17 protein-coding genes and 2 pseudogenes are annotated in these 19,807 nt (G+C 44.5%); 11 read left to right on the top strand and 8 right to left on the bottom strand.

Going from position 1 to position 19,807, the window contains the following annotated elements; all coding sequences use genetic code 11:
• Nucleotides 1-11 precede the first annotated feature (11 nt).
• From BQ7489_RS02975 to BQ7489_RS02925, 11 genes and pseudogenes are all read left to right on the top strand, one after another.
• Nucleotides 12-677, top strand: coding sequence for a hypothetical protein (locus BQ7489_RS02975; protein WP_071150200.1), 666 nt, complete (start codon nucleotides 12-14; stop codon nucleotides 675-677).
• 21 nt (nucleotides 678-698) lie between these two features.
• Nucleotides 699-1,526 carry a M23 family metallopeptidase gene (locus BQ7489_RS02970; protein ID WP_071150201.1) on the top strand — a complete coding sequence of 276 codons (828 nt, stop codon included), beginning with the start codon at nucleotides 699-701 and terminating at the stop codon, nucleotides 1,524-1,526.
• A gap of 23 nt (nucleotides 1,527-1,549) precedes the next feature.
• Entirely contained in the window at nucleotides 1,550-1,834 is a 285-nt protein-coding gene (locus BQ7489_RS02965; RefSeq protein WP_071150797.1) for a hypothetical protein, read from the top strand.
• Nucleotides 1,835-1,851: 17 nt separating this feature from the next.
• A complete protein-coding gene (locus BQ7489_RS02960) occupies nucleotides 1,852-3,657 on the top strand; it encodes a hypothetical protein (protein WP_071150202.1) in 1,806 nt (601 codons plus the stop codon).
• A 38-nt stretch (nucleotides 3,658-3,695) separates the two neighbouring features.
• Entirely contained in the window at nucleotides 3,696-6,077 is a 2,382-nt protein-coding gene (locus tag BQ7489_RS02955) for a MutS N-terminal domain-containing protein (protein WP_071150203.1), read from the top strand.
• Between the two features lie 4 nt (nucleotides 6,078-6,081).
• Nucleotides 6,082-7,641 (top strand): glucosaminidase domain-containing protein, encoded by a 1,560-nt coding sequence (locus BQ7489_RS02950; protein WP_071150204.1) that lies wholly within the window; start codon nucleotides 6,082-6,084, stop codon nucleotides 7,639-7,641.
• Nucleotides 7,642-7,663: 22 nt separating this feature from the next.
• Entirely contained in the window at nucleotides 7,664-7,840 is a 177-nt protein-coding gene (locus BQ7489_RS17630) for a hypothetical protein (RefSeq protein ID WP_162841933.1), read from the top strand.
• Nucleotides 7,841-7,922: 82 nt separating this feature from the next.
• Nucleotides 7,923-8,528 carry an OB-fold nucleic acid binding domain-containing protein gene (locus BQ7489_RS02945; RefSeq protein WP_071150205.1) on the top strand — a complete coding sequence of 202 codons (606 nt, stop codon included), beginning with the start codon at nucleotides 7,923-7,925 and terminating at the stop codon, nucleotides 8,526-8,528.
• A gap of 4 nt (nucleotides 8,529-8,532) precedes the next feature.
• Nucleotides 8,533-8,727, top strand: a pseudogene (locus BQ7489_RS02940) (ArdC family protein); the annotation flags it as partial.
• Between the two features lie 569 nt (nucleotides 8,728-9,296).
• A complete protein-coding gene (locus tag BQ7489_RS02930) occupies nucleotides 9,297-11,102 on the top strand; it encodes a reverse transcriptase/maturase family protein (RefSeq protein ID WP_071150798.1) in 1,806 nt (601 codons plus the stop codon).
• Between the two features lie 43 nt (nucleotides 11,103-11,145).
• On the top strand, nucleotides 11,146-12,708 hold the full coding sequence (locus tag BQ7489_RS02925) for a zincin-like metallopeptidase domain-containing protein (RefSeq protein WP_239496915.1): 1,563 nt from the start codon (nucleotides 11,146-11,148) through the stop codon (nucleotides 12,706-12,708).
• 52 nt (nucleotides 12,709-12,760) lie between these two features.
• On the opposite strand, the gene BQ7489_RS17260 is transcribed toward BQ7489_RS02925, so the two are convergent.
• From BQ7489_RS17260 to BQ7489_RS02890, 8 genes and pseudogenes are all read right to left on the bottom strand, one after another.
• Nucleotides 12,761-13,024: a hypothetical protein gene (locus BQ7489_RS17260; protein ID WP_083381060.1), complete on the bottom strand. Its 264-nt coding sequence runs from the start codon at nucleotides 13,022-13,024 to the stop codon at nucleotides 12,761-12,763.
• An 18-nt stretch (nucleotides 13,025-13,042) separates the two neighbouring features.
• Nucleotides 13,043-13,501: pseudogene (locus BQ7489_RS02920) on the bottom strand (hypothetical protein); the annotation flags it as partial.
• Between the two features lie 409 nt (nucleotides 13,502-13,910).
• Nucleotides 13,911-14,396, bottom strand: a complete 486-nt coding sequence (locus BQ7489_RS02915; RefSeq protein WP_071150207.1) for a hypothetical protein — start codon at nucleotides 14,394-14,396, stop codon at nucleotides 13,911-13,913.
• 429 nt (nucleotides 14,397-14,825) lie between these two features.
• A complete protein-coding gene (locus BQ7489_RS02910) occupies nucleotides 14,826-15,407 on the bottom strand; it encodes a hypothetical protein (protein ID WP_071150208.1) in 582 nt (193 codons plus the stop codon).
• Nucleotides 15,408-15,825: 418 nt separating this feature from the next.
• A complete protein-coding gene (locus BQ7489_RS02905; protein ID WP_317042531.1) occupies nucleotides 15,826-16,332 on the bottom strand; it encodes a hypothetical protein in 507 nt (168 codons plus the stop codon).
• A gap of 746 nt (nucleotides 16,333-17,078) precedes the next feature.
• Nucleotides 17,079-17,480 (bottom strand): hypothetical protein, encoded by a 402-nt coding sequence (locus tag BQ7489_RS02900; RefSeq protein ID WP_071150210.1) that lies wholly within the window; start codon nucleotides 17,478-17,480, stop codon nucleotides 17,079-17,081.
• A 5-nt stretch (nucleotides 17,481-17,485) separates the two neighbouring features.
• Nucleotides 17,486-18,343, bottom strand: a complete 858-nt coding sequence (locus BQ7489_RS02895; protein WP_159434500.1) for a hypothetical protein — start codon at nucleotides 18,341-18,343, stop codon at nucleotides 17,486-17,488.
• A 78-nt stretch (nucleotides 18,344-18,421) separates the two neighbouring features.
• Entirely contained in the window at nucleotides 18,422-19,804 is a 1,383-nt protein-coding gene (locus BQ7489_RS02890) for a DUF5458 family protein (RefSeq protein WP_071150212.1), read from the bottom strand.
• Nucleotides 19,805-19,807: the final 3 nt, after the last annotated feature.

Raw genomic sequence — 19,807 nt, 5'->3', positions numbered from 1 at the left:
TACGAAAAGATATGGGATTTTGGAGCAGTTTATTAAAATATGGCGGCAAGGCTGCCAAAGGTGTAGGAGCAGCAGCTGCCGAGACCGGAAAAACGGCCGGAAGTGCAATATTGCATCCTACGAGAACATTGCGCACGGCCGGTCATGCTATAAAGGCAGCTACGGTAACGGGTGCTGTGGGCTATGTAGGCTGGGAAAAACTGACATCGGACAAAAGCGTGGCAAGGATTGTGAGCGAAGCTGTAGTAGGCAAAAATGCTACGGATACCCTTGCCGGTACGACCGATGGAATGAAAGCCCTGAAGGAAAAAGCCGGAGCGGCAATGGATACAGTAACGGAAGCTGTATCCGGGCTGGACGGGAAACTGGACGGAATATCAAACTTCCTGAAAGAAACGACAAGCGGAGGACTTGGAACGATGATAGGAAACTTTTTCGGCAATCTGGGGCGTGGAAACGTATCAGGCCTGAGCATCGCAGGACTGGTAGCGGCCGCATTCCTCGTATTCGGCCGTTTCGGATGGCTCGGCAAAATCGCCGGTGCACTGCTGGGAATGATGCTTATCGGCAACAATTCGGGTATTGCCCGTACACCCACACAGGAAAATGCCGTAAGGACACAACCACAAGCCGCCCCGGAAGAAGAGCAAGTGCGACCGGGAGGCATGAGAAGATAGAACTTAAAAACAATACAATATATGAAATATACAGAAGAAATGATCCTGCACTCGAAAAGCGGCTACTGTATGCCGTTTGAGGAAGTACGTGGAAAAGATGTGGAAATGTCGCTGGGATATGGCGAACAGGTACATCCGACAACTGGAGAAAAGTTCTTTCATCACGGCATTGACTTCAACGTGCACTGCCGGATGCTGTCAGCCCTTGCGGACGGTATCGTGTCGGGCGTGTCAAACAATCCGGTGCACGGTATCTGTCAGACTATCCGATATGACTGCTACGAAGTGACCTACGGGCATCTGTCGAACGTATTTGCACAGTTCGGACAGCGTGTAAAAGCCGGACAGACAGTGGCACTTAGCGGTGACCTGCTGCATCTGGAAACCCGCTTCAAAGGAGAAGAACTGAATCCGCTTGAATTTCTGACCATGCTGTACGGAAATATCCGGGCAGCCAGACAGACAACCGGCAGCGCAGCAGACTTTGACGAAGAAGGAATGACCGTAGTAACTGACTACGATAATGACAGAGAGGAAATAGAAAAACTGATGCTCCGTTTCCTTCCACTTTATATGGACGACCTGAGATCCGGTGCTTATACGCTTCCGGAACATACGGAACAGAACCTGCGTCATCTGTTCACCATGGGAGCCGTAAAGGAGTACTTCTATGAAAGAATGCCCAGTATGGCCAATCCGCTGGGACTCGGACACAGGGCCCTGCCACTTGCCGGAAAGGTACAGAACCTGCTTATCAGGGATTTTCTGAACTACCTGGCACTCAGACACGAAATATTCCTGAATACGACTGATGAGGAATTAAAAAAAAACTCCATAGCGAAGCAATAGCCAGCGGAGGTGTGATCGATCCGCTGGCGGGACTGGATATAGACATCCAGAGCTTCGACATTCCGAGGATAGTTTCTGTATATCCTGACCGGTTCGGCATCCGCTGGTGGACAAAGGCATGGTTCAACAACCATGATGAAGGAGAAGCATCGGTGGAAATTGAACGTGACCAGGCAGTACGCTTCCTGCAGGACAACATAGAGAAGGACAAATGGCTGGAAGAATATTTTCCAAGACAGATGGAAGTATATCACCACGCCATCGAGCAGACCAAGGAGCAGTTGCTCAAACAGATTAACATGGTATAGCGAAACAATAACAAGATATGGACGGAATCAATAGCAGACGGTTTGCGGAAATGGAGGCTCTTGCAAGCAGTTATTTCCGCTGTTACCTGGTACCGGTAATGAATGAAACGCAGGCTTATCTTAACCGTAAGCAGGTGGAGGAAATGAAGGAATACTCTACCTCGGTCAGCGGTATTCTCGGTATGATGGCAACTGCAGGACAACCTTTAGGAGATCCATACCAGACACTCAAACTGACCGGAGAATGGAACTCAAAGACTACGGAAGAGTATATCGGAATGTGTAAGGAACGCATTCTGGCCTCGGATGACATCCAGCGTGACCTGGCTTGTATGGCCGGTCGGTGGCGTGAAACCGTAGTGGCGGAAATCGGACGTAAGCGTTACGATGCCCTTTCTGAGAAACTGGGATGTGATCTGGCGTATGCCTATCTGGACTACCGGATGGACCAACTGATGGTGGACAAGCTGGTGAACGACCGGATACCCAAGTCATCGGCCGAATACATTATCCGAAAGGCCGGACAATCGAGTCTGCTGGGACTGGCCCAGACACTGGGACGTTCGCCGCTGGCCGAAGAGATAGAATCACGCAGTGAGGCTGCCTATCATCCAAGTACGCTGGAAAAGGGTGCCGGAAATGTACTGGGCGCTTCGGCTGACGCCATTATGCTGGGAGGTGCCGGCTCGTGGGCCTCTCTTGCCAGATTCGTGGGTATGGATGTGGCACTGACTGCTGCCGCCGACAGCCTTATGCCTGATACTCCCCGGGAAAAATCCGTAGAGGAATGTATCAGCAAAGGCGTATTCGGGAAGGAGAACAATGTGTTCGACATTTTCCGTAAGGAAGCGACCATGATTCCAGCCAAGGAAAATACACTGATTGCCCAAGTCAACGGACAGCTGAGAAACAAAATACCTGTCATCAATTTTGGTTTTATGGATTGGAGCAAAAAAGAAAATGAAAAACCGGTATGGATGAAGAACTACAGTATGCCGGGAAAAGAACGTAAAGATCAGTACAAAGACGTCCCCCTTGTGGTAGCCCCGGGATATGAGGATGCCTACCTGAAAGAACAGGAAATGCTGAAGGAAAAAGCTGAAGCTGAAAGGGAACAGACAAAGAATAATACTGAAACACAGACCGACGGATATACCGGACAAAATGCGGAGGATGTCGAAACAGCTATCGAAACCCGGGAAAAGACGGAAAGCCAAGCTGAACAAACCAACATAAACGGATGGGACGGTCTTCTGCGCTCTTTCGGTCTTGACGGAATGGGAAAAGTAGCCGGTAATCTGGGCTATATCATTGCCATGCTGCCGGATATGCTGCTGGGACTATTTACCGGAAAAACGAAATCCCTCGGACTGAAAGACAACCTTCTGCCGATAGCCAGCATTGTAGCCGGACTGTTTGTCCGAAACCCGCTGCTGAAAATACTTCTCATGGGACTTGGCGGTGCCAATCTGCTGAACAAGGCCAGTAAGGAGGCCCTGTCAAACCAACAGAACGAGGATAACGGATATTCCCGTAAAGAAAGCGGAAACCTGCAATACAAGCGGTACGCGGACGAACCTTTGAATCCACGTATCGCAAATCCGGTATTGCAGGGCTGCACGCTAATTGCCACGATAGATCGTGTGCCCTGCACCATACAAATCAGTCCGACAGTAGCGGATGCCTACCGCAGCGGCGCAGTGCCTCTGAACACACTGGCCAACGCCATACTGGCCCAAAGTGACAGACTGCGTCAGATGGCTGCGGAAAATTACGACAGCAGCCAACAGGAATCAGCGGCCAGAAGCAGAGGTATCCAGTAAAACTAGCAGAAAATCAACAACACAAACACATCCAATATATGAAAGAAAAGTCGCAAATAGAGAAGAATGCCGCACAAAAGCAAGTAGAACTGCTTTCGTCGGCATTGAGCAGCGCTTCGGATGCCAACGGCCACTGGCTCAATGCAGCCGGTAAGCACTATCCGAGACTCTACCCGCAAGGAGTCTCGGCCAGTCCGTTCAACGCCTTGTTTATGGCCCTGCATTCGGACAGCAAAGGGTGCAAGACAAATCTGTTCACCCTGTACACCGATGCCAAGGCACGCGGCACATCAGTAAGGGAACATGAGCAGGGAGTCCCGTTCCTCTACTACAACTGGAACCGCTATGTGAACCGCAACAACCCGGAGGATATTATCACCCGAAGGGATTATCTCCTGCTGGAACCGGAAGTAAAGGAACAGTACAAAGGCATTCACAACCGTGAAATACGCACCCTGTTCAACATCGATCAGACGACATTTCCCTCTGTGGACGAAAGGGGCTACGACCTTGCTCTGAAGACCGACGGCGGCATCACGGAGAAAGGATATTCGGAGGCTGACGAACGCAAGCTGCACATCCGATTCAACGATTTCCTGCTGAAAATGCGCGAGTATCTTGTCCCTGTACGTTCGGACGGAAGCGGTATGCCCCACTATGAGACAGACCGTGACGCGGTGTATATGCCCCGACAGCGAGATTTCAAACATTACCATGACTATATACAGGAAGCCCTTCGTCAGATTGTGAGTGCCACCGGCCACCAGCAGCGACTTGCACGAGAAGGTATGGTGATGAAAAACGGGATGCCACCTTCGGAAGATGCATTGAAACAGGAAAGGCTGGTAGTAGAAATAGCATCCGGAATCAAGATGCTGGAACTTGGCCTGCCGGCACGACTGACGGAAGAAAGCATGAAGATGGCAGACTACTGGAACAGGGAACTCAAAGAAAACCCTATTCTGATAGACGCATTGGAAAGTGACGTGAACAACGCCCTTGAGGTGATTCACAAAGCGGAGAAAGGCGAAAGAATAGAATATGCCACTTTGCGTAACCGGCAAAAGACAACTGACCTGCGCGACCAGCTTCCAAAGCACTATTTTGTAGCGGATGAAATCAGCAGATATCCGAACAAGGAAGACAAGAACATCGTGCTTGTCATAGACCGTCAGGGCAAGAAGGCAGACGTGGTACTGCCTGCAGGCGCTTCTACGGAGGTGGACAATGAGGTTCCGGGCATGAACAAAGCACGTATCGAACGTGCCTTGCGACTGGAAGGTATAGAAAACGTACGTTTCTTCAATCCGGACGGTGCCTTGGGCTACCGACCCGATGATGCGTATTTCGCAGAAAAACAAGTGTCGCTGGCCCGTTTGAAAAACTGGACAATGGAAGTACTCTCTACGCTGGACGTTACTCCAGCCGTAAAACAAGCCAATGAAAAATGCTTTGACAAGATACAGATGGTACAGGATGACAAGAACCGCTGGGCCCTGTATCTGAAACCGGAGAATGAACCGGGATACAGCGTTTATCCGGACAAGGAGGATGTGAACCGTTTCTTCACCACGCTGAAACAGGCAATGGATGACATCGACAAGGTACGCATGGAGCTGGCACACAAGTATTATGCACTGGCAGAGATAAAACCAGACCTGAAGGTGGACCTGTTCAGTACTGACACCAGGGATATAGACCTGAACCGCATACAGAAGGTCTGCGTATTCAAGACGAAGAAAGACGGCATCCAGTGTGCGGCTACCATAGACGGCAACCGTATGCAACCGAGAAGCATGACTCCCCAGCAGTGGCAACGCATGTGGCTGGCAGAGGACAAGAATGAGTATAAACGCAACCTGGCTGCAACGCTGTTTGCAGACGTACTGCAACAGGGACAGACGCAGGAAGAACACGCCGGAGAAAAACAGGAAAAGGATGCCGAAAGACAACAGACAACTGAGACCGCAAAAGACAGTGCTGAAAAGACGATACAGAATGAAACGTCTGCACAGCGGGAATCCTGGGACAGGATAAAGGCAAAACATCCTGATGCCCTGCAATTGGTACGGAAGGGTGACTTTTACCGTATGTACAATGAAGATGCAGAAAAGGGTGCCAGCATACTGGGAATTATCGTAAAAAAGCTTTCGGGAGGAAGTGAACGGGGCTTTGCACAATCGGCAGAGTTTCCTTATCATAAACTGGACGAGTACCTGCCCAAACTGATCAGAGGCGGTGAACGTGTAGTCATCTGTGATGCTCCGGAACTGGAGAAAGCAAGAGGCAAAGCCGCGCAACAGTCTGAAGGCATGTCGGGTGGGAGGCAATCCGAAGGCACAACCAGAGATACAGGCCAAGTGCCCGGACAAGACGGGAGCAAAGAATCAGAGGAACAACGTACAACATTAAGAAGATAAGGATATGGCAGGGAAAAATAAAGAATATGCAGACAAGTATGCAGAGTATGCCATGGAGCAGATGCGCCGCTACGGCATACCGGCATCCGTGACACTTGCCCAAGGCATTCTGGAAAGCAGCAACGGACAGAGCCGTCTGGCACAGAACGAGAATAACCACTTCGGGATCAAGGCTACTCCCGACTGGATTGCGCAGGGTGGCCGATACGGACTTTACACAGATGACAAGCCGAACGAAAAATTCTGCAGCTATGACAATGTGGGCGAATCATTCGAACATCATTCCAGATTTTTGAAAGAGAACAGCCGCTATGCCGAGTGCTTCAATCTCCGTGCGGATGACTATAAGGGATGGACAGAAGGAATAGCAAAAGCCGGATATGCAACTGGAGGAAACTATGCAGCTACACTACAGAAAATCATCGAAAATAACGGTCTTGACAAATACGATCGTCAGGTCATGCAGGAAATGGCCGCGCAGGGAAAAAATTTCGGTATTGAGCAGAATCCTTTGCACGGAGAAGAAAAGGCAGGAACGGCAGAAAAGTATTCATTTCCGGTGGAACGCAAGGAATTCCTCTTTGTAACGTCGGCCTTCGGTATGCGCCAGGATCCGATGAACAAGGAGAAGCAGCAGATGCACAAGGGACTTGACATACGATGCAAGGGGGACACGGTGCTGGCTACGGAAAACGGAGGAAAGGTCGTGTCGGTGAACAATAATGTGAACTCTGGCGGAGGTAAGACGATAACAGTAGAATACAGTAGGCCGGACGGGAACAAGGTACAATGCACCTACATGCATCTGAGCGACATCGCCGTAAAAGCCGGTGACAGCGTAAATGCAGGACAACGGCTCGGAACCTCCGGAAACACGGGAACCAGAACAACCGGTGAGCATCTGCATTTCGGTGTGACAAACATATACAGCGACGGAACGAAACGTGAGGTGGATCCGGCGGCCTATCTAGCAGAGATCGCCCAAAAAGGAAATATAAAACAGCAGGTGATGTACAACGGAAGTGACCTTCTAGCCAAGTACAGGGATAACGAGAACATAAACATAGATAAGACCATGAATCCTGATGCTTGGATGAAGAAACTGCTTTCCTCGGAGGATAGCGGTGTCGGCATATCGGGATGCAATGACCCCATCGTAGAAATGGCGATGACCGCTTTCACATCACTGATGCTATTAGCTACGCAGATAGATGCGAAAAGCGAAGAAGAGCAGAATGCCGCAATCTCGGCTGCAATGGACAGGCACAGGCTTGACCTGACATCCCTGATGCCGGGCATGAGAACTTGTGAACTGAGCATTGAAGAAAACGGGAAGGCTATCCTGAAAGCAGATAACGGCGAACTGAAAATATCACGCGAGCTGACATCGGCCGAGTTGAGCCGACTGTCTGCCGTATTAAACAACAACGAGCTTTCAGAAGAAGCCAAACGGATGCGGGTGACCGGACTGCTGAATACCGTAATTCTTTCGGAAACCGCCTCCCGTAATTTCGAACAAGGCATGTCGCAACAGCAGACACAGACGGAAACCATGAAAAGATAGACATAACAAACACATAAAAGACATGACAAAACGCGTGGTGATAACAATAAGCAAATGTGTACTCGGACTATCCACACTGGCAATGCATATCCTGATATGCCACCGGCTGGTCGGCTGGAAAGGTACGGCAGTCGTCGTAACCGTACAGGTAGCCATCGCCGCATGGATGGTCTATATAAAAATCCGTGCACCCGATTAGACAGAATCATTTCAGCATTCAACATCAATATTCAGCACATACATGGTCTGTGGGCATGTAACACTAATAAACAAGACACTTTATGATCAAATGTAATGTAACGGTATGCGGCTTAATCAGCCGTGATGCCATCATCAGAAACGGAAAAGAAGGGAAACAGTTCGTCAGTATGACCGTACAGACCGCCATCCAAGGAAAGGACGGCCAGAGCGGGACAGTGGAAATCAGCGTCAGCATGGACGGTACACAGGAAGAAGCATCACGTCTGCGAAGCGGTATGCGTGTAAAGGTGACAGGCGTACTGATACCGAAACACAGGGGCGACAAGACTTACTTCAACCTGTCGGCAGAAAGTATCGTACCAGCCGGAGCAGGCGACACAGACAGCCTGCAGGGGGAACTCACATTCCGCGGCAAAGTTGGAAAAACTGTAGATGAACGAACGGACAAAAACGGCAAACCGTTCTTCAGTTTTTCAGCCTTTAGCGCAGAAAAGGTAAATGAAAATTTCGAATACCTGTGGGTAAGATTCTTTTGTTTCGACAAACAACGTGAATCCTGGTTGCAGCCTGCTACCAAAATAGAGGCAAAAGGTGAAATCGATTTCTCCTTGTATAACGGCAAAGTTGATATTACATGCCGTTGTCAGGAGATAAACCAATACGTTCCGGCATCTAACGACAACTGACGATATGGCAAGTTACAGGAAACGCAATGCGGACGGACCGAACAGCGAAGACAAGGCTCTTGACCTGTTCGCTGAGATGATGATAGAAAAGCTGGAGACCATCGGTAAGGACTGGAAAAAACCCTGGTTTACAGAGGGAGCACTCCAGTGGCCCCGTAATCTGGCCGGACGCGAATACAACGGCATGAATGCGTTGATGCGTGCGTCCAGAATGGTCGCATAGTAAATATCTCTGTGGCAAGAGATTAGAATAGGATACAATATGTTCTACTCCCAACTGAATAAGCCCCGAGCGAAAGCAAAAGGTGAAAACAGCATTTCAGTAAAACGGAATGTGTGGCTAACTGTCATGCGACACAGTTCCGTGAGGGGGAAAGACAGATATAAGGATGAAGCCTGCATTGGTTCAACGATAGTTCAGCGGCATAAGGCGTGGCGTGGGCGGAAAGGCAGTTATATCTACGCCCTCTCGTGGTACTCAATTCCAAAGCATTAGGAATATGGGCAAAAGGTATCAACCACGACGCACTTGCGATAAGCAAGAAAAGAACGAAAGTCGCATCCGACAATCTGTCGTGCCAATAGTTACTATGCGTGCTAACTGGAGATTGCCTAAATCGGGATGCCAAAAGGCTATGGGTAAAGACTCTGAATACCCGACATGGCAACGGAGCTTCCGTAGTAGTCTGAGCAAGGGAAAGCTTTGTACATGGCGAAGGGAAGCAGTTGGTAATTTTAATACAAACAACGGATAATGTGAGAGACATTATGAGAAATCCAAAGCAAGTATTAAACAATTTATGTGAACACAGCAAAGTTTCGGGCTACAGGTTCGAAAGGCTGTATCGAAATCTATTCAATGAACAGATGTTTTATGTTGCTTATCAACGTATTTACACTAAGCAAGGCAATATGACACCTGGCACTGACGGCAAGACCATTGACCAAATGAGCATTCAAAGAATAGAATCTCTTATAGCAAGTCTCAAAAACGAGACATATCAACCTAATCCGGCAAAGAGGGTATATATTCCCAAGAAGAACGGTAAAATGCGTCCGTTGGGCATACCCTCCTTTGAAGACAAACTTGTACAGGAGGTGGTAAGAATGATACTTGAAGCCATATATGAAGGGTATTTTGAATACACCTCACATGGGTTTAGACCTTTCAAAAGCTGCCACACCGCACTATCAAGCATTCAGAAAAGGTTTGTCGGAGCTAAATGGTTCATCGAGGGAGACATTAAAGGATTCTTCGACAACATAGACCATAGCGTACTGATAAGCATACTTGAAGAAAGAATAAACGATGTTCGCTTTATTCGCTTGATTAGAAAGTTCCTTAAAGCCGGATATGTAGAACACTGGCAGTTCAATCATACTTATTCGGGAACACCTCAAGGTGGAATCATCAGTCCAATACTGGCGAATATCTATCTTGACAAGTTTGATAAGTTCATGAACGAGTATGCCAAGAGGTTCGACAAGGGTAACAAGAGACGGGTAAATCCAGCCTACAACCGTATTTGCAACAAAAGAAACTCGCTGAAACGTAAACTGAACGCCGAAACTGACGTGGAGAAAAGGAAAATCCTTATCTCGCAAATCAGAAACATGCGTACAGAAATGCAACAACTCCCGTATGGGAATGACATGGATGAACAGTACAGACGACTAAAATACGTGAGATATGCTGACGACTTCCTTATAGGGGTTATCGGCAGTAAAGCTGACTGTGAAGCGATAAAGGCAGACCTCAAAAAGTACATGCAAGAACAACTAAAACTTGAGCTGTCTGAGGAAAAGACCTTAATCACAAACGCACAGGACAAGGCAAAATTTCTCGGATATGAAATTTATGTACAACGTTCCGAAAGCAAGGTAAAGAATAGCCTCGGTAGAACGAATCGAATGTTCAACGGAAATGTAAGGCTACATGTCCCTACTGAAATTGCAAGGGAGAAACTGCTCGCTATGAATGCTATGGCAATAAAACAAGTCAATGGCAAAGAAATATGGTGGGCTGAATCCAGAGGTTTCCTAACAAGCATGAAAGAGGAGGATATCATAGCCAGATACAACCTTGAAATAAGAGGGTTCTATAACTACTATTCGATAGCCAATAACATCTCAGCTGTCGGAGGTACTTTCGGAGGTATCATGAAACGCAGTTGCATTAAAACTCTTGCACACAAACATAACAGTACCATGCGTAAAGAATGGAAACGTTATCGTGAAGGACAGGACTTTGTTGTCCGATATATGGACAACAAGGGTCAAGAAAAGTGCAGGGTATTGTACAATGAGGGGTTCAGAAGAAAAACTGTCAATGATTTTGCAGAATGTGACCACATGCCGAATACATATTTTCTGCCGCAGGCATCGCTTGTAGAAAGGCTAAATAACTGTGTGTGCGAACTTTGCGGAAATAAAGCGCCACTGATAATGCACCATGTCAGAACACTCTGTAAACTGAAAGCAGATACGGAGTGGAATAGATTGATGCTGAAGAGAGGACGCAAGACATTGGCAGTATGCGAAAAATGCAATACACTGATTCAAAGCTATGTTTAACAGAAAATTGACATTACCAACGGAAAGCCGAATACATGGAGACATGTACGTTCGGTTTGGAGGCAGGTATGGGGAAACCTATCGCCGAAAGACGACAAGGCGTCCCATACCGAGCCTACTCATGTTTCACTGCGAAAAAGAGGGATACAATATACCGAGGTTCTGCACCTTTGATTGTGTACAGCGACTGAACAAGCCGGGCAAGGACGGTGAAGAATTGCCGCGGGTTTCGGTACAGAAAGGCGAGAAATCGTTTCCTGTCATGCTGACCACCTTCACCTGCATCCACAAGGAAACCAAGGAAAAGATCAAATATGATGAGTACAAGAGTCTGTCAAATGATGAGAAGGAACAGTATAACGTGTACCCCAAAATGCAGGTTTTCCGCGTGTTTAACGTCGCTCAGACAAATCTGAAAGAAGCTCGTCCAGAACTGTGGGAAAAGCTGGAACAGGAAAACGGACGCCCATTTGTTCATGAAGGCGAAATGTTCAGCTTTGAACCGGCTGACAGAATGATACGTGACAACCTGTGGATCTGCCCCATCAATGTGAGACATCAGGATGATGCTTACTATTCAATAAGCAAGAACGAAATCACCGTTCCGGAGAAAGTGCAGTTCAAGAGCGGAGAATCATTTTATGGAACCCTGTTCCATGAAATGGGACATTCGACAGGCGCAGAAGGCGTACTAGACCGTTTTAAGCCGACCGCATTCGGTTCAAAGGAGTACAGCGACGAGGAGCTTGTGGCTGAGTTATGCGGAGCACTGACAGCCCAACGATACGGCATTACAAAGCATATCAAGGAAGACAGCTGTCCGTACCTGAAATCGTGGCTGGATAACCTGAAGGAGTCCCCCCAGTACATTAAGACTGTGCTAATGGATGTAAAGAAAGCATCATCCATGATTACGCAGAAAATAGACCAGATTGCCAGAGATATAGAAATAGAAAAGGCGGAAAAGCAGGAACAGACAGAAGCACCAAAAGAAAAGATGTATTACGCATCTGTAGCCTATCTGCAAATGGCGGATGATACCAAGCAATTGGAAGAACTGAAGGACAAGGGGGACTATAACGGTCTGCTAACCCTTGCAAAAGAATATTATGACGGTAACGGCATGGATGAACAGTACACTTACTCATCACCATTACAGAATCGTGGAGATGACCTGCTGATTGAAGACCAGAACTTCGCCGTGGTGTATAACGGAAGCGTAGGTGGAACCTATGACATTATGCTGAAATATACGGAAGAAGAAGTACGTGACCATATCCGCAGATATGGAATAGGCAGAGCCAGCAATGACGTAAAGGAGGTGGCAAAAGCTATGGTAGCAGAACAATTTGCGGAAATATCACAAAAGAATATTCCGGCCTTTGAGATGCCCAATGGCGAAGTGCTGTATATCAACTATAACAGGGAAAAAGACACATTGGACGTAGGCTCTGCAACCAATTCGGGACTGGCAGTGCAGCACAGCTTCGAGTATAACCATGATAAGGCGCTGGATGACAACCTGACGGAAGTGAATGAAAAGCTGGAAAGTATGGAAGAATACCAAGAAGAGGAAGAAATGGAACGAAGCGGATTCAGAAGGTAAAACAGAGGGGCGAAACAGAGGGACGGGAGTGCCTTCCCGTCCTCTCTGTCTTTCACCCCTGCTCCTGTTCAAAATATTTCCGATAATCCATTTCGTCGATTGTGAGTTCTCTCATTTCCCAATCATATTCCACATCCGGCATACCGGAATATGGGAAGTAAACCGTATAGCCTACCTGCCCATAAGAGCAGAACAATGGAGTCACACAGATTTCACGACCGAAGTAACTCTGTTGCCTACAGTACTTACGCCAATCAAAACGTCCAGCAATAATGTTTTTGCAAAGCCTACTAAGATATTTGTCTTCCTTTGTCATCACGTACTTCTTTTTTGGAACGAGCAGCAAATCGTCGGGACTTTCCGAAAGCCAATAGCAATCGTGGTCGATATATACGCACCGGGATCTGCCATTATCGGGCTTGTCAAAAGCAAGCACCTCATAAGGCCCGTACACAAGACCGGCATCGTTTGTAAAGATGACCCTATCACCGACTTTCATTTTACTGTCCGTTTTCATTACCTTTGAAAGCCTGTCATAAAACACCTTACCGTCTGCCTCACGCTCGGCCTTCCAACGTAAGAATGTTTCCTTGTAACTCCTGCCTGAATTTATCGGGGACAGTTCCGTCGGATAAACCTCCGCTTCAGAACCTGATGCTGAAATAAGAATTATACTATCGTCCTCTATAACTTCCGGCACAGAAACTACTTGATACACACCGTCAGAGAGTCCATTGTCAGGGTCGTGCCAAAACAAGACATTTCCTTCCTTGATAAAATCATATTTTCCCATAATCAAATATTTATTAAGTTTATTTATTTCCCTTATCTTGAGCCTTTAGACTCGCCGAAAGGTTGATTTTTACGTGCGAACATCACGGCGGAAAGAAGGATGAAAAACAAGGAACAGAGGATGAAATTTTATGAAAAACCGTAATCTGTGATTCCGGAAAGTTTCGGAAAAATTTGACGATGTAGCGACAGCGGTACTTGGGCAGCCATCCGTCCACCGTACATTTGCTGAGTAAAAAACAAAATGACGCGAGTTTATTGCAAAATACGGAGATTCTCCTAAAGATGTAGAAAAGGAAGAAGAGTATGAAAAAGATAAAAAGGGGAAGCAACTATAAAAGTGTACTTGCTCTAATTAAGACGCAGCCTGCCGGTAATGAATACCAGCAAGCCACCTACATGACATAAAATCAGAAATGATAATCAATAACACCACCTATATAAAGCAATGTACCAGGCTCAAGACCACAAACTTCACGCAAGAACTCGTAGGATTGCTCTGCATAAGACTGCACGCCATTCTCATCCATGTAAAACCAATAGCCAGTATCCAAAGGATTTTTAAGGAATTTCTCAAGCTGATAGACCGGGCCAATCCACTCTTGTACTTTCTCAGGTATTACGTCTTCTGCCTTTAAGCGAACTGCTTTGGCAAAGTTTTGTTTCCATTCATCTGCACCCCCCAAGTATCGTATGGTATCTTTGGACACAAACTCAAACATCCCTTTTGGCAATACTCCATTCACCAAATTTTCAATATGTAACTGACGTTCCTCCTCATCAATTTCTCCGCAATAGTCAAAAAAACTACCTGCCCCCTGCATAAGAGTATCCTCATTCAAATAACAGTCCTTTTCTACACGTTTCTGGGTAATTTGAAAAATCTTACTGTGCATAATACAAAAAAAATAAATTGTTAAACTTCATTTTTTCCCTTCCTGTAGAAGCTTTCCCGGCTTCCTTGCAGAAGGAAATTTTATATGCAACCGACAGCATTCAATGGATGGTAAAGGCAAGTAAATGGCAGACGAATTTAACGGAATACCCCAATCTGTGATTTGTGGAAGGCTGCCGACAAATTCAGAAGCAAATTAGCAGAGCGGTACTTGATGTCCGTCCCGATGCTGTAAATTTGCATCATAAAATTCAGTAGCAAGGATAGGCCGGCGACTGCGTAAAAGCATGAGCTGAATACTTATAAGCGGTAAATAAAAGAGGGAAAAAGAAAATCCGTACAGGCCAGTAATAAAAAGGGTATAAAAGCTATGTTGCCAAGAACAAAAAGCAGAGTCATGTTAGTGTCCATAACCCTGCTTCACCAATTTCTATTCTATCACTACAAATTCATCAATGTTGCAAAACGCATTCTCATTGGCATTCTCCCATTCATCAGTTAATTTTTCAATATCTTCATCAGAAGTGACTGGCTGACCGAATATCTCTTCCAACCATTTGAACATACTTGGCTTATCTTCAAAATATTCGCACTGGTACTCTTCTTCTGGAGTACAAATATCGGCACGAAATTTATCCGTAAAATACTTGCCATCCTTATCATTTGTCTGAAATACTCCCATACCTGGCTCTTCGCTCAGATAATAATAACTCAATGAAGGGAACTTTTGCTGTATCAGGTCAAAGACTTCATTACAAGGCCCCCATGCTGTTTCTGTCGAAAATTTCAAAGTGTCTCGCTCCATTTCAAGACTGCTCCAATCTCCTCTGCAATAGACTTTATTCCAATCAGCTCCAAGAGCATTTACCAGACATCCTAACCACGCTGTCCCGAATCCGTTTTCAACGGCTGGTGTTTCCATTTTTTCGAGTTCAGACATGATACCATAAAGTTTCTTAACCTCATTCTTGTCACCTTCAATGACATACGAACTGCTGCACCAATTTGGCATAATTCCAAGTTTTTTAATTGTTAAACATCTTATTTTCCCTTTACTTGAAGCTTTTCGCTCCATTTCATTGTCGGGAATGAATTTTCATGCCGAAAACAAAAGCGTGAAAGGATGGTAAGCCAAGTAAGCAGTAATGATTTTGTTGGAATACCCAAATCTTTGATTTGTGGAAGGCTGCCGGTAAAATCAGATAACTGATAGTGAAAACGGTACTTGGAATCCTTCCGTACGCTTTACCTTTGCATGGTAAAATCAAGACGGCAAGGATAAATGGTGAGACAAGGGTATATGCTACCAAAATAAAAAGACTATTTTTTAGAAAAGGCAGGACACGATGGTATATAAAAGTATCTTATCCCCATAAGATTACAAAAAAGTGGAACAGGATAATGTCATTCCTGTTCCACTCACAATATATTCAAATTTTCCTGAACTCATAAATGTGGCAAAAAGCCGAACTGCCAGTATCATACCATCGTTTATTTTGTTTTTCAACATCATCAGCAGAAGTGACGATAGTACCAAGTATATCTCCAAGCCATTTATACAGACTTTGTTCATCTAAAAAATGCCTATGCTTAAATTCTTTTTCCGGAGTATAAACATCGACACAATACTTATCCTTGAAATATTTTCCCTCCTTATCATTGGTAAGGTATTCAACCATTCCCGGTTCTTCACTCTGAAAATAATATCTGATAGAAGGATATTTTCTGCAAACAAGGTCAAAGACCTGATTACAAGGTCCCCATGCCGTTTCTGTCGTAAACCTCAATGTATTTCCTCTTTTGCTGACTGCATTCCATTCCCCACGGCAAGACACTTTTTTCCAGTCTTCTCCCAATGCATCAACAAGACAGCCAAGCCAAGTTATTCCGAAACCGTTTTCAATGGATGCTTTTTTTCTCTGTTCCAGCTTTTTCATTATTCCATAAAGTTCTTTCACTTCATCTGCGCTGCCTATCAAGACATAACTGCTACTGCACCAATTTGGCATAATTCCAAGTTTTTAATTGTTAAACATCTTTTTCCCTCTTTTTTGAAGCTCTTAGCTTGCATTGTCGGGAATGAATTTTATATGCTTAGAATATCAGCGATAAGGGATGTTCAGACATGTAAATGAAGGAATATTTTTATAGAATACCCTAATCTACGATTTGTGGAAGACTTCTGAAAAAATATGACGTAAATTAGCAAAGCGGTACATGTGGTACAGCCTGAGATGTATCTTTGCATAATAAAATCTGGCCGACAATAACGCCAAGAGAGCAAAATAAACAGCAAGATAATTAGTACGAAGTCTAAAACAGGAAATTAAATATTCAGAGTAAAATAGGATTTATCTCAGAGAAATAAGGAGGAAGAATATAATACCAGTTTAATAAAATAAGGCTCAATGCTTTTATATGGTTGAATGATGAAAATATGCTAAAATCAATATAAACCAATCCATGTAAAAAAACATTAGACAAAAAAGGACACCAATCAACAATGAGCTTCTGATCTTCTGAAATAGTCTTCAAGATGAAGCTAAAACCGACATCTGCAATACATGACCAATGTCACAAATATAATCGTAAATAAAATAAACGACTGAAAAAGTTCCTTTCAATAGATCTATATTCTCAAACACCCAGTGGGGTATATTGTATTTGGTTCATACAGTCATCCTCAAAAGTTTAATCCGTACTTTCCAATGTAGCAACACGATAAAAAAAAGAGAAACACAAATATCATATATAGGATGGATAAAAGACCCCATTTCAACTTTTCAGGTTCATTCTCAACTTCCTTTTTAATACGCTCAAAAGCTCCATTTTTACACATTGAACGGTTACGAAGCCGTTCAATAGTAAACATTCCCAATAAATAAAGAGCAAAATACAATGGCTCATATTTTATTGATAATACATTATCTACCCATTTGTCTATAAGTATTAGTATTCCAAAATACAAAAGCACATCAAAAGATGCTACAAACAACATTGCAGCATAATCTTCTCCGAGTGTTTTACCCAACCCCCATCGTCGAAATTTATAAAACTTAATATAGATATATTTCCAAACATTCATATAAATTAATATCTTTTATAACCTTGTCGGAATACTGCATTGCTGGTAGGAGCTGATGACACTCTCCTGGGTAAATATGTAGGCATAACAGGAGGTTTAACATAGGTTTTATCCCGCAAATGAACATGAGGGTTATTGGCATAAGGTGATACACACTTAGTATACCTTGGATCAAATGCTCCAGCCAAATCTAAAAACATATAAATTCCGCTAATAGCCCATCCAACCGGACCACCCCATGTAGCTATAATTCCTACGGCTATATCAGCTCCAGCTTTAATTACCCCTTGACCATCTCCCGCCTGAAAAGATTTAATACCTTGATATATAGAAATACCGCAACCTATCCAAAACAGTTTGCTTCCAATATTAGCATATTTTTCTGATTCAGCAATAATATTTTTTCTTGCACCGGTATATTGATTTCCAAAGAAATTCTTTTTCCCTTCAACTTTTTCCATATACCATACACCGTTTTTCCCTTTCCATTTCCCCACACCATTATTCCACTTAGCTTCAATGTAAAGGTCGTATTGTTTATAACCGGCATAAAATCCAACACCACTACTAACTTTACCTGCGACATTTAAAGAATTGTCAAAGAAAGAAGAATTATTTTCTGTAGGAATTCCATTCTCCCTCAACAGCATCGAGTTCGAAAGCAACTGTTTCATTGCTTCTTGGGCAAATAAATCCAATTCAACCTTTGTTTGCGGGTTTGTTTTGAGAGACATATTTATCGTTTTACACAAATATTGTTCTGGCGTTTCTGCATAGCTTGAACTATCAGCAGCCATACGCCATGCCGATGCCAATTGTGAATTAAGATAAGATACTAACCCTAAATTCTCGATATTATCCATAAAGCCATTGTATAAAAAGACAGCAAGCAATAATCCCTTCTCAAAAAAGGACATATTGCTTGCTGGTAAAAGAATAATTTACTCTTGCTTGTACTCACTTTCCCAAACAGCTTCTTCCGGACCGTCACCTTTGTGACCGGCAAGCTGAATGACGAAACTCTTAGCAGGGAAGAACGGTGTAATATGTATATCCAACAAGATACGGTCTTTCTGGTTCGGATCCTGTTCAATCTTCACCACCTTAAAGCGTTCGATAAGTTTGTTGGGCCCCATTACACTATCCAGGAACTTTACAATCTGAGAGCGTAAATCCGCTTCTGTACGAGTGTTCCAGTTTTCAAATGCACGACGGTTGAGGAAGTCAAACAATACTTTCGTAATATAGTCGAACACACGTACAACAGAATAAGTCTGCAAACCGAGGTTATCTCCATTGAACAAAGTTTTGGCAGAGAAAGCCATTACTTTGCTATATTCATTAACCATCGGAACAAGTCCCATCCGTTCAAGTTCAGAGATTTCACTACGCTTCAAGTCAAAACGAACACTTTCAACTTCATTGAGTCCTCCAAATTTCTTTCCGGCAACAACCTGAGACATCAATGTCCCATAGATTTTACCGGCGAGTGCTGTTGATGGCGGAACATAAAGATTCTCTTCTTCTCCTACGGAATCCTCCTTTGCACGGCCAAGCAGCCAGTTACATGTCATCACTGTATTTGACTTGAAAGCATCACCACTTGTGTGATCTGCATTAAAGAATATATCAATTACATCATCAGGAGACTCCAAGTCTTGGAAGTCTGTAATAAGGAATGCCTTGTTGTCATAAGCCATCTTAGACCATTTGTCCAAAATAGCATTAGAGCCCAAATAACCAGGCACAACAAGCAAAGAATAATTACGGCGTAAATCCAGGCGGTCAAAATTTTGTTTCAATTCTTTGTTGATATAGTCAGCAAAAACAGTATTATCCAAATCACGCAACTGTTCCATACTGGCATTAACAATTGTAACATTCTTGACCTTGTCATTTTCCGTATTTTTATAGAAATATGCAACGGAACGGTAAGCTACTTCCAAATCATGGGTACGAGCCAATGCGGCTTTCAAATTCTTATTCAACAATTCTTCGGCCTGAAGAGCAGTTTCCTTAGCCTTATCACGCATTTGCTCTGTGGTGGTATTGTTGCGGAGCAAATCTACCCATACACCTAAACGTCTGACGAGAGCTTTACGCTCAGCATCCCACTGTGCATCAGTCAAGAAAATATTTCGACGAGCCTTTCTGTTAGGGTTCATGTTTGAATACCCGTCAATAATATTTTCCAAGAATGAAAAGCCACCGAATTCTTTCAGGCGATCTATTGCGGAGGCAGAAGCGGCCTTACCTTGAGAGGTTGTTTGAACAGAAGTAGCCGTTACAGCCTGTTGTAGTTTTTGTTCATTTTCAGGTTTCATAAA

The organism is Bacteroides ilei, from assembly GCF_900128495.1.
In the GTDB taxonomy this organism is placed as follows: domain Bacteria; phylum Bacteroidota; class Bacteroidia; order Bacteroidales; family Bacteroidaceae; genus Phocaeicola; species Phocaeicola ilei.
Note: the sequence above shows the minus strand (reverse complement) of the source record. Positions and strands in the feature narration are given on the sequence as shown.